Source organism: Sphingomonas aestuarii (genome assembly GCF_054457155.1).
Window position 1 is genome coordinate 1 of sequence record NZ_JBTKVV010000008.1, and the last position, 10,607, is coordinate 10,607.

Annotated in this window: 11 protein-coding genes; 4 read left to right on the plus strand and 7 right to left on the minus strand. The window is 61.6% G+C overall.

The window, feature by feature from the left end; all coding sequences use genetic code 11:
- Both ACX0GZ_RS13060 and ACX0GZ_RS13065 read left to right on the plus strand, forming a co-directional pair.
- On the plus strand, positions 1-2,943 hold a 2,943-nt coding region (locus ACX0GZ_RS13060), incomplete at its 5' end, for an error-prone DNA polymerase (RefSeq protein ID WP_458817138.1).
- Positions 2,944-3,072: 129 nt separating this feature from the next.
- Positions 3,073-3,369 (plus strand): Crp/Fnr family transcriptional regulator, encoded by a 297-nt coding sequence (locus tag ACX0GZ_RS13065; RefSeq protein WP_458817139.1) that lies wholly within the window; start codon positions 3,073-3,075, stop codon positions 3,367-3,369.
- Positions 3,370-3,429: 60 nt separating this feature from the next.
- Here the strand turns inward: ACX0GZ_RS13065 and ACX0GZ_RS13070 are convergent, their stop codons facing one another.
- Together ACX0GZ_RS13070 and ACX0GZ_RS13075 are read right to left on the minus strand one after the other, a co-directional pair.
- Positions 3,430-4,440 (minus strand): glycosyltransferase family 4 protein, encoded by a 1,011-nt coding sequence (locus tag ACX0GZ_RS13070; protein ID WP_458817140.1) that lies wholly within the window; start codon positions 4,438-4,440, stop codon positions 3,430-3,432.
- Entirely contained in the window at positions 4,437-6,008 is a 1,572-nt protein-coding gene (locus tag ACX0GZ_RS13075; RefSeq protein WP_458817141.1) for an alpha-amylase family glycosyl hydrolase, read from the minus strand. The genes ACX0GZ_RS13070 and ACX0GZ_RS13075 overlap by 4 nt, the downstream gene beginning before the upstream one ends.
- A 152-nt stretch (positions 6,009-6,160) precedes the next feature.
- Between ACX0GZ_RS13075 and ACX0GZ_RS13080 the strand changes: the two genes are divergently transcribed.
- Positions 6,161-6,568, plus strand: a complete 408-nt coding sequence (locus ACX0GZ_RS13080; protein ID WP_458817142.1) for a hypothetical protein — start codon at positions 6,161-6,163, stop codon at positions 6,566-6,568.
- A gap of 59 nt (positions 6,569-6,627) precedes the next feature.
- The gene (locus ACX0GZ_RS13085; RefSeq protein ID WP_458817143.1) at positions 6,628-7,662 is read left to right on the plus strand and encodes an extracellular catalytic domain type 1 short-chain-length polyhydroxyalkanoate depolymerase; all 1,035 of its coding nucleotides are present in this window, start codon (positions 6,628-6,630) and stop codon (positions 7,660-7,662) included.
- A gap of 27 nt (positions 7,663-7,689) precedes the next feature.
- Here ACX0GZ_RS13085 and ACX0GZ_RS13090 read toward each other — a convergent pair.
- The 5 genes from ACX0GZ_RS13090 to ACX0GZ_RS13110 all read right to left on the minus strand — a co-directional run bounded on the left by ACX0GZ_RS13090 (position 7,690) and on the right by ACX0GZ_RS13110 (position 10,607).
- A protein-coding gene (locus ACX0GZ_RS13090; RefSeq protein WP_458817218.1) for an IS5 family transposase occupies positions 7,690-8,447 on the minus strand; the annotation gives its coding sequence in 2 pieces (ribosomal slippage) (positions 7,690-8,114 and positions 8,114-8,447; 759 coding nt in all).
- Positions 8,448-8,546: 99 nt separating this feature from the next.
- Positions 8,547-9,350, minus strand: coding sequence for an ion transporter (locus ACX0GZ_RS13095; protein WP_458817144.1), 804 nt, complete (start codon positions 9,348-9,350; stop codon positions 8,547-8,549).
- A gap of 86 nt (positions 9,351-9,436) precedes the next feature.
- Positions 9,437-9,859, minus strand: coding sequence for a Na+/H+ antiporter subunit G (locus ACX0GZ_RS13100; protein ID WP_458817145.1), 423 nt, complete (start codon positions 9,857-9,859; stop codon positions 9,437-9,439).
- Positions 9,856-10,125 (minus strand): K+/H+ antiporter subunit F, encoded by a 270-nt coding sequence (locus tag ACX0GZ_RS13105; protein WP_458817146.1) that lies wholly within the window; start codon positions 10,123-10,125, stop codon positions 9,856-9,858. Before ACX0GZ_RS13105 ends, ACX0GZ_RS13100 begins: the two co-directional genes overlap by 4 nt.
- Positions 10,122-10,607, minus strand: coding sequence for a Na+/H+ antiporter subunit E (locus ACX0GZ_RS13110; RefSeq protein WP_458817147.1), 486 nt, complete (start codon positions 10,605-10,607; stop codon positions 10,122-10,124). Before ACX0GZ_RS13110 ends, ACX0GZ_RS13105 begins: the two co-directional genes overlap by 4 nt.

The following is a 10,607-nucleotide window of genomic DNA, read 5'->3' on the forward strand; positions in this document are numbered from 1 at the left end:
AACTGGTCAGACGTGGTGGCGCATAGCGACGGCCTGATTGCGATTCTGATCCCCGATCAGGTGGATGATCGGCTGCGTACGGACCTCACGGCATTGGCGCAGTCGTTCGGAGACCGCGCCTTTCTGGCGCTGACCTTTAGGCGGCGTCCGGACGAGCTTGTGCGCTTACATGCATTAGCGGATCTGGCGCGTAAGACGGGCGTGCGTCCGGTCGCGACCGGCGACGTCTTTTATCATGCCCGCGAGGCCCGGTTGCTGCAGGATGTGGTGACCGCGATCCGAGAGAAATGCACGATCGACACGTTGGGGTTCCGGCGAGAACGGTACGGTGACCGCGCGCTTAAAAGCCCCGAGGAGATGTGCCGACGTTTCGCCGCCTTTCCTGATGCGCTGGCAGCTACGCTGGACATTGCCCGGCGTTGCACGTTCGATTTGGGCGAGCTCAGCTATCAGTATCCGCACGAAACCGTCATCGAGGGGCTGACCGCGCAGGAGGCGTTGAGCCAGCTCACGACTGCCGCGACCGATCGCATGTTTCCAGATGGCGTGCCGGAAGCCCATGCTCGGCAGATCAAACACGAGCTTAAGCTGATCGAGGCACAGGGCTACGCACCCTATTTCCTCACGGTCAACGCCATCGTTACCGAGGCTCGGCGTCGCGGTATCCTGTGCCAGGGTCGGGGATCGGCCGCGAACAGCTGCGTGTGTTTCGTGCTGGGCATCACCAGCATAGATCCCATCAAGCATGAATTGCTGTTCGAGCGGTTCATCTCTGGTGAGCGCAAGGAGCCGCCAGATATCGATGTCGATTTCGAGCATGAGCGCCGCGAGGAGATCATCCAGTGGATCTATGAGACCTATGGTCGCCAGCATGCCGCACTCACTGCCGTCGTAACCCGGTACCGGGCCCGGGGTGCGATCCGCGAGGTCGGCAAGGTGCTGGGCTTGCCCGAAGACATGACCAAGGCGCTGTCTGGTCTGGTTTGGGGTTGGTCCGCGGACGGCGTTGGCGAGAAACAGGCGACCGAATTGAACCTCAACGTTGAGGATCGACGGCTTCGTTTGGCGCTCGACTTGGCAAGCAAGCTGATCGGTACCCCACGACACCTATCGCAGCATCCGGGCGGCTTTGTGCTGACCCATGATCGGCTGGATGACCTGGTGCCGATCGAACCCGCGGCGATGGCCGATCGGCAGGTGATCGAATGGGACAAGGACGACATCGACGCGCTCAAGTTCATGAAGGTCGATGTGCTTGGCCTGGGAATGCTCGGCTGCATGAATCGAGCGTTCAATCTGCTGGAAACTGCCAAGGGTATCTCCGTCGGCATGGCCGATCTGCAGGATGATGATCCGGACGTGTTCGCGATGATCCAGAAGGCGGACACGCTGGGCGTGTTTCAGATCGAAAGTCGTGCGCAGATGGCGATGTTGCCGCGCATGAAGCCGCAGCGCTTCTATGACTTAGTGATCGAGATTGCGATCGTCCGACCGGGCCCCATCCAGGGCGATATGGTCCATCCCTATCTCCGTCGCCGGGAAGGGAAGGAGCGACCAGAATATCCACGGCCTGAACTGCGCGCGGTGCTCGAGAAAACCCTGGGCGTGCCCTTGTTCCAGGAACAGGCGATGAAGGTAGCGATCGTGGGGGCTGGGTTCACACCGGCAGAGGCGGATCAACTTCGCCGCGCCATGGCGACCTTCAAGTTTACCGGCGGCGTCAGCCATTTCTACGGCAAGCTGGTCGAAGGCATGGTGTCGCGTGGCTATCCGCGGGATTTCGCTGAGCGCACGTTCAAGCAGATCGAAGGGTTTGGCAGCTACGGCTTTCCCGAAAGCCACGCGGCCAGCTTTGCCAAGATTTGCTGGGTCAGTTGCTGGATGAAGCATCATCATCCGGACGTCTTTTGTGCGGCGTTGCTCAATGCCCAGCCAATGGGGTTTTACGCGCCGGCTCAGATCGTGCGCGACGCGCGTGACCACGGTGTGGAAGTTCGACCGGTATGCGTGAACGCGAGCCGTTGGGATTGTACGCTTGAGCCGGCGAAAGGGAATCAATTGGCGGTGCGGCTGGGACTGCGCTTAACGCGAGGGCTGGCCAACTTACACGGAGCCGCGATTGTGGTGGCCCGGGGCGATGCGCCATTTCAATCTGTCGAAGAGGTGTGGCGACGGGCGGGCGTTCCGCGGGCTGCCATTGAGCGGCTGGCGGAAGCCGATGCGTTTCATGCTTTCGGACAGGATCGGCGCCAGGGGATCTGGAAGGTCAAAGGGCTCGGCGAAGCACCGCTGCCCTTGTTTGCGGCTGCCGATGCGCGTGAGGATGCGTTCAGCCCCGAAGGGATCGAATCCGCTGTTGCTCTATCGCCAATGACCGATGGTCGGGAGGTGGTGGAGGATTATCGATCGCTTCAACTGTCGCTTCGCGCTCATCCGCTCACATTCTTGCGGGAGGACCTTCGCAGACGAGGAATCGTCACATGCGCTGACTTGGCCACCATCCGCGATGGGCGTCACGTCGAGGTGGCGGGTATCATACTGGTTCGTCAGAAGCCCGGAAGCGCCAAAGGCGTATTGTTCATCACGATCGAAGACGAAACGGGCATCGCCAACGGCATCCTTTGGCCCGACCGGTTTGAGTCGCAGCGTCGGTCAGTCATGACCTCTGCGATGGTCAGTCTCAAAGGACGGGTCCAAAAGGAAGGCGAGATCATCCACGTAATCTGTGACCGGATCACCGATCACACTGCTATGCTCAGCAGGGTAGGGGAGATGTCATTCCGCCCGGTTACGGGTCGCGGTGATGGAGCGCGCTATTCCGGTAGTCCCGATCGCGGCGATCCCGGCTGGCAACCTGCAGTTCGCAATTCCTATTGGCCGCCACACGACGGTGGAATGGATCCCGAAGATGTGGTCCGGGTCAAGACGCGCGACTTCCGCTGAGATGACAAGATTATCGCGACGTCAGCAGGTGATTGTCCGCCTGTATTTGCTGATCCTCGGCACCTGACACGAATCTATTGGTTCTCGACCAATCTGGATACGGCGATCCATCGCGAATGGGAATTATCATTGGGCAGGCGCGATGCGGTCTCCCGGCTCGCACATCTGTTCTGCGAACTCCATTCCCGCCTGGCCTTGGTTGGGCTGGCGGACGACACTGGATATCGGTTGAAGTTGACTCAGTCCGACCTTGCCGAATGCCTTGGTCTGACGCCCGTGCATATCAATCGATCGTTGCGTCAATTGCGCGAAGCGGGGCTGGTAACGTTTCGATCATCTCGGGTCGAACTGCATGATCTGGCAGGGCTGCGCGGCGTCGCCGAGTTCGATCCGGCATTCCTGTATCTTGAGCGCGTCGAGGTCTGACGCTTCGCGAGCGAAACAAGCGCTTGCTCAAGCAGCGCGAATTCAGCGAAATTTGCTTGGTCACACCGATAGGATGCGCAGATACAATGAAAGATACTCATCGGCCATCCTGTTAATACTGAAACGGTCGACTACGGCCTGCCGGACGGTCGTGCGATCGATGTCTGCCGCGCGTTCGATCGCGTCGATTGCCTGATGAATATTATCGACCAGAAAGCCGGTGACGCCAGGATCAATAATCTCTAGCATTGAACCACGGCGGTTGGCGATGACGGGGGTGCCACATGCCATCGCTTCAACCACCGATAGACCAAATGGCTCGTCGAAATTGATGAGGTGCAGCAGAGCGCGTGCGTTCCCCAGGGCGTCAAGCCGCACCTGACCGCCGACTACTCCATGATAGCGGATCGAGCTGTCGTTTAGCGCTGGCAGCACATGCCGATCGTGATACGCCGCGTCTTGCACGATGCCGTACAAGTCCAGCCGCCGCCCGCTTGCCTGCGCCGCCGCGATTGCCTCAGCCGCACCCTTGTCGGGATGAATACGGCCAAAGAAGAGCAGGTCGTCGCTGCCGGTCGGATTGAACGGAAAGGATTCGACCGGAATGCCGTGATGGATGGTCGCCGCATAGCGCAGCGCAGGATGTCGGTCCGCGGCGCTGATCGCGACATAATGCACGCGGTCCTGATAGGGCGCGTACATCGGCAAAATGCGGTCCGATGAAAATCCGTGGATGGTCGTGACGATCGGCGTGGTCGTCAGTGGCGCGAATGCATGAGCCGGGAAATCGGCCTGGTTGTGGATCAGGTCGAACTGGTCGGCGCGTTCGAACAAATAGGACAGATGCCGGAATTCCCAGACCTTTGCGTCGATGGCCGGGTCTTCGGAATAGGATCGCGGAACGACCCCGTCGAGCGTGCCGCTGGTCTCGCTATCGAGCGTGGCAAACAACGTCACGTCGATACCGCGCGCGACCAGCGCTTCGGTCAACAGGCTGGTCACCAATTCCCATGGGCCGTAATGGCGCGGCGGTGTGCGCCAGGCGATCGGCGCGAGCATTGCGATCTTCACGCCAGGATCATTCCTTCATTGGGCCTCAGCTTGCCCGGTTCGGGTGGGCCGGCCAGCGTGGACAAAAGCGGGGTCCCGCGCCAGTCGAAGATGACGGTTTCCGACGTCAGATTGAGCAGCACGCTCAGCCGTCGCCCATCTCCTATGCGCGCATAGGCCAGCACGCCAGCGGGGGCATCGACCAATGTCATCGCGCCCAGTGCAAGCGCCGGTTCGGACCGGCGCAGCGCCAGCAGCGCGCGATACAGTGCCAGCATCGAACCGGGGTCGGCGTCCTGCGCCGCGACGTTGCGCGTCGGCCAATCGGGGTGAAGCGGCAGCCATGGATCGCCCGCGCTGAACCCGGCATGGGGGGTGTCATCCCATGCCATTGGCGTGCGAGATCGGTCACGACCGATGTTCAGGCTCGGCTGGCGGAAATGCTGGGGATCGCGGATGCGGTCGGCGGGAATATCGACCTTGCCGATGCCGATTTCGTCCCCCTGATACAGGGTCGGCGTGCCGCGAAGCGTCAGCAGCAGCATCGCCGCGACGCGAGCCTGTGCCTCGCCGATTCGTTCGGCGATGCGCCGTGCGTCGTGGCTGCCGATTACCCAATTGGGCCATCCATGGGCGGGCAACGACGCTTCATAATCGGCGATGACCCGGCGCAGAACCGCCGTATCCCAGTTATTTTCGATCAATTGGAAATTGAAGGGCAGATGCACCTGTGGGCGCTCGATTGTACCGTACCATCGCGCATGGGCGTGGTTGGGGAGAAAGATTTCGCCGATCAGCACGCGGTCGCCGTACGCGTCGGCGAGTGCACGAAACTCGGCGGCGATTTCGTGCGCCTCTGGCTGGTCGGTCGAATAACGCTGGATCAGGCAGTCGCGTTCGGTCTGATCCGCAGTCCAGTTCGGGTTCGGCGGGTTATCGGGCAGCCCGTCCGCCTTCACGATGTGCCACAGCACATCGATGCGAAACCCGTCCACGCCGCGATCCAACCAGAAGCGCAGCACGTCCATCATTGCACGACGGAGGTCGGGGTTGCGCCAGTTGAGGTCAGGCTGTTCCTTCAGAAAGGCATGGAGATAATATTGCCCGGTGGCGGCGTCCCATTCCCACGCCGAGCCGCCGAAGTCGCTGATCCAATTGTTGGGAGGGCCGCCATCAGGCTTGGCATCGCGCCAGATGTACCAGTCGCGTTTGGGATTGTCGCGCGACGAGCGGCTTTGCACGAACCAGGGATGCTGGTCCGAGCTATGGTTGGGCACGAAATCGAGCAGCACCTTCAATCCGCGCGCGTGCGCCGCGGCCAGCAGCGCGTCGAATGCCGCCATGTCGCCGAACAACGGATCGATCGCGCAATAATCGGCCACGTCATAGCCGAAATCCGCCATCGGCGACGGGAAGACAGGGGACAACCAGATCGCATCGACACCCAGCCGGGCAATGTGATCGAGCCGCACGGCGACCCCCGCCAGATCGCCGACCCCGTCGCCGTCGCTGTCCTGAAACGAGCGCGGATAGACTTGGTAGATGACGCCCCGTTTCCACCACTGTGCCCGTTCGGGATTGTCGCTCATGGCGACGGTCTACCAGCGTTCGCCGGAAATCAGGAGCAAATCCCTGCGAGAACGACTGGCAGGCTTGCAGGATGAAACTTTGCTGAAGTGCCTTGATCAGCAACCTGTGACATCCATATACCATCCACATGGATGGTCTGGGGATGGAAAGAATGCCAGAGGTTCGCAAGATGCACGCCGACAGCGAAAAGATCACGATCAATCTCGGCTTCGTCGATCTGGGGCATATCGACCTGCTGGTGCGCGACGGCTTTTATTCCAACCGCACCGATTTCATCCGCACTGCCATCCGCAGTCAGATCGCGCGCCATGCGGACGAAGCGGGAAAGGCGGTCCGCCGTGCCGAACTCGATTTGGGTATCGCGCATTTCGACCGCGCTCGTCTCGAGGTGGTGGCGGCCTCCGGCGAGATGCTCGACGTCCGCGTGCTGGGCCTCGCCCGTTTCGACGAGGATGTTCCGCCCGAGCTTGCCCGCAAGACAATCCGCAGCTTGACCGTTCTGGGCGCGCTGCACGCCAGTCCCGCAGTCAAGGCGGCACTCGCCGACCGCATCACCTGATCCCGGCACCTTGCCTCTCCGATTATAGCGAAAGCCTCCCCATGACACTGTCCCCCACGATGCTCGATGCAATGCGCCTGATGAAATCCGGTGATCTCGCCAGCGCGACCGCGGCCCTTCAGGCGGGGCTTTCCCCGCATCGCTCGCCCAACCCGGACTTCACACCCACGATGGATCGTAATGTCATCGATCTGACGCCGACGCGCGTGACGTTGCGGCCATCGTCGGACACCGTCGGTTCCAAAGCCGTGCCCCGCCAGGGTGTCTTTTCCAGCGAGCGCCATGGGTCGACGGAGTACCGTCTCTATATCCCCACGGGCGCAGCGGAGGGGCTGCCGTTGGTGGTGATGCTGCATGGTTGCACTCAGACGCCCGAGGACTTCGCCACCGCCACCGGCATGAATGCGCTTGCCGACGAACTTGGCTTCATCGTCGCCTATCCGCGCCAACCGCAGTCGGCCAATCCCCAGAAATGCTGGAACTGGTTCCGCCCCGGCGATCAGCAACGGGGGCGCGGCGAGCCTGCACAAATTGCTGGCATCGTTGAGGACGTTGTGCGCGACCACCGTGCCGACCCTGCGCGCGTTTATGTCGCGGGGCTTTCGGCAGGCGGTGCTGCGGCCGCGATCATGGCCATGCGCTATCCCGATGTCTTCGCCGCGGTGGGCATCCATTCCGGGCTTGCCTGCGGCTCAGCCCATGATGTGCCCAGCGCCTTCTCAGCCATGCGTCGTGGTGGGGGGATACGGGATACGGCTAATGATGGCGTGATCGTTCCCGTAATCACCTTTCATGGTGACTGCGACCCGACCGTCCATCCCATCAATAGCGAAGAGATAGTCGCAATTGCCGCGGCAAGGTCGAGGACGCCACTTACGGCTCGTACCGAATATGGCGGTACGAAGAACGGTCAGACGTTTGAGCGGGAGATATCGATCGATGGGGCGGGAAGGATCGTCATCGAACAATGGACTATTCATGGTGCTGGCCATGCATGGTCGGGGGGAAATGCCCATGGTTCTTTTACCAACCCGACTGGACCCAACGCGTCACGCGCAATGATCGATTTCTTTCTTCATCACCGCCTACCTTAACGAGATTGTTTTAGGGTCGAGACTCGTTCAAAGCCAGAAGGCCACTGCGGCAGCGAGGCTTACGGCTGACAGGAAGTTTCGGGCGAGCTTGTCGTATCGGGTAGCAATGCGACGGAAGTCCTTTAGGCGGCAGACCATGGCCTCGACGCGCCAGCGGTCCTTGTAGCGGCGCTCATCGTATCGGATCGGGCGCTTGCGGTTGCGTCGACCGGGGATGACTGGGATCGTGCCCTGCTCGCGCAGGGCAGCCCTGATGCGGTTCGCATCGTAGCCACGGTCGGCGATCACCCGCTTCATTCCAGCCGTTTCGCCGATCAGCAGGTCAGCGCCTTTCACATCCGAGGTATTGCCGGGCGTCAGGACAAGGCGGAGGGGCCGCCCGAGGACATCGACAAGGGCGTGGATCTTCGTTGTCCGGCCGCCACGCGAGATGCCAATGGCATTGGCCCGCGCCCCCCTTTTGCGCCGCCGGCGGCGCGGTGAGCCCTGATGTAGCTGCTATCGATCTGACCGGTCTCCGCGATCCAGCCATCCTCGGTAAGCGCCGCCAGGATGCGGGTCCAGATGCCCCGGCGGCTCCACCGGTTCCAACGATTATAGACCGTCGTCGAGGGGCCGTATTCGAATGGGCAGTCCGCCCAACGGCCACCGCAACTGAGCATGTGCACGATGCCCGAGATAACCCGCCGGTCATCGACGCGCCGCGCTCCGGGCTGGTTCTTCGGCAAGTGCGGCTCGATTGCAGCCCACGCTTCATCCGACAACCAACACAAAGACCGCGAAATTCCTAAAAGCCTCCTCTCTCAGCGGAGACTCCCTGAATCAATGTGAGGGCAAAATTTCAAGAGGGTGATTGGGTTTGGACCCTAGCACACAAACCCGCCTTATCGCTCGCGTTCCGACGCCTTGCGCAGCGCGCTGACCTCCTCGGCCAGCGCACGCAGTTCGTGGAGAATTTGCTCTCGCTCGCTGTGCGCTTCCTCATCGGTCGCCTCGGACATGGCGTTGACGATCACACCGATGAACAGGTTGAGAACGATGAAGCTGGTCAGCAGGATGAAGGGCACGAAGAACGCCCAAGCGTGTGGATACACCTGCATCACCGGGCGCACGATCCCCATCGACCAACTTTCCAGCGTCATGATCTGAAACAGCGAATAGAGCGTCGCGCCGAAGCTGCCGAACCACTCCGGGAAGGCGCTGCCGAACAAATTGGTCGCCATCACCGCGCTAATGTAGAACAATAGCGCGAGCATGACGATCACCGTGCCGATGCTCGGGATCGCCTTGAACAGTCCGACGATCACCCGGCGCATGCTGGGCACCACCGATACCAGCCTGAGCGCGCGCAGGACACGCAAGGCACGCAGCACCGAGAACTGTGCCGAAGCCGGAACAAGCGCCACGCCGACGACGGCAAAATCGAAAACATTCCAGCCATTGCGGAAGAACTGAAGCCGGTAGACAAACAGTTTTAGCGCCAGCTCAGCCACGAAGATCGCGATCGCCACGCGATCGAGCAAGGCAATGACCCCGCCGAAGCGGGCCATCACTGCCGTCGAGGTTTCAAGCCCGAGACCGATCGCGTTGATCACGATCACCGCGACAACAGCCTGTTCGAAACGACGCGATTCGATCAGGGCACGCAGGCTTTGGCGATACGTCGGCTGGCTGTGGGTCACTGGCATAGCGGCGCGGATATAGACGCTGGCGGCGACAAAAACAGGGTTTAGAGCCGCGTATCGTTCCTTTGGCGACCGCCCGACAATGGCCCCTAGTTTTCCGACGTGGTCACGGGTGTACCATCACGCGGAGCCTCAAAGGTCGCCCAGTCGGCGTCACCGGGCGCCGGCGGCGGCGCGCCCGCGGCGCTTTCCGCTTCGTTGGCTTCGCGCGCGCGCAGACGGTGCAGGTGAACCTTGGCGATCATGTTCGCCGCGATTGGCGCGGTAATGAACAGGAACAGCGAGATCAGCAGTTCGTGCGCCGACCATTTCCCCTGATCGAGCTGAAAGAACAGCACCGATCCGACCAGCATTCCGCCCAGGCCCAGCGTGGTCGCCTTGGTAGGGCCGTGCAGCCGTTCCATCAGCGTTGGCAGCCGTACCAGCCCCCAACTGCCGACCAGCGCGAATCCCGCGCCCAGCACGATCATGACGCTGGTGGCGATTTCGGCGACGATGCCCAGGTCGGTCATTCGACGATGTCCCCCCGCAGCATGAACTTGCAATAGGCGACGGTGCCGACGAACCCGACCATCGCGAGCAGCAATGCCGCCTCGAAATAGGTGTCGTTGGCCTTGGCGATGCCGATCAGCACGATGACCGCGATGGCGTTGATGACCATCGTGTCGAGCGCGGCGATGCGGTCGCCGACGCTCGGCCCTTTCAACAGGCGCCACAGGTTGAGCGCGAGCGCGAGCGCCAGGCACGCAAAACCGAAGATGACGGCGTAGCCGATCATGCGAACACCCTTTTCAATCGGGCTTCGTAACGCGATTTGATCCGCGCGATCTCCGCAGCGGGATCGGCGGCGTCGAGCGCGTGGACGAGCAGATACTTGCCGCACGCCGATACGTCCGACGATACCGTGCCGGGTGTCAGGCTGATCGTGCCGGCGAACACGGTGATCGCCTCTGGCGTGTCCAGTTCCATCGGGATGACCAGCCAGACGGGCTTCAGGTCCCGGTTGCGTTTGAACAGGATGATCGCCGCCACCTGAAAATTGGCGACCACGATGTCCCACAGCACCAGGCCGAGATAGGCGAGACCGGCGCGGTAATTGACGTCGGGCCGCCCCGGCCAGAAGGGCGCGGTGAAGATCGGCAGCAGGATGCCGATGACTATCCCTAAGAATAGCCCGCCGAACGTCAGGCTGTTGGCCATCAGCAGCCAGACGATGACCAGCAGGACCGACAGGCCGGGATGGGGGATCAGGCGGCGCAT

Excerpts from the sequence above, each read along its gene's own strand:
- ACX0GZ_RS13075 (WP_458817141.1), bottom strand. The coding sequence starts at position 6,008 with ATGAGCGACAATCCCGAACGGGCACAGTGGTGGAAACGGGGCGTCATC.
- ACX0GZ_RS13095 (WP_458817144.1), bottom strand. The coding sequence starts at position 9,350 with ATGCCAGTGACCCACAGCCAGCCGACGTATCGCCAAAGCCTGCGTGCC.
- ACX0GZ_RS13085 (WP_458817143.1), top strand. The coding sequence starts at position 6,628 with ATGCTCGATGCAATGCGCCTGATGAAATCCGGTGATCTCGCCAGCGCG.
- ACX0GZ_RS13080 (WP_458817142.1), top strand. The coding sequence starts at position 6,161 with ATGCCAGAGGTTCGCAAGATGCACGCCGACAGCGAAAAGATCACGATC.
- ACX0GZ_RS13100 (WP_458817145.1), bottom strand. The coding sequence starts at position 9,859 with ATGACCGACCTGGGCATCGTCGCCGAAATCGCCACCAGCGTCATGATC.
- ACX0GZ_RS13110 (WP_458817147.1), bottom strand. The coding sequence starts at position 10,607 with ATGCGCCGCCTGATCCCCCATCCCGGCCTGTCGGTCCTGCTGGTCATC.
- ACX0GZ_RS13105 (WP_458817146.1), bottom strand. The coding sequence starts at position 10,125 with ATGATCGGCTACGCCGTCATCTTCGGTTTTGCGTGCCTGGCGCTCGCG.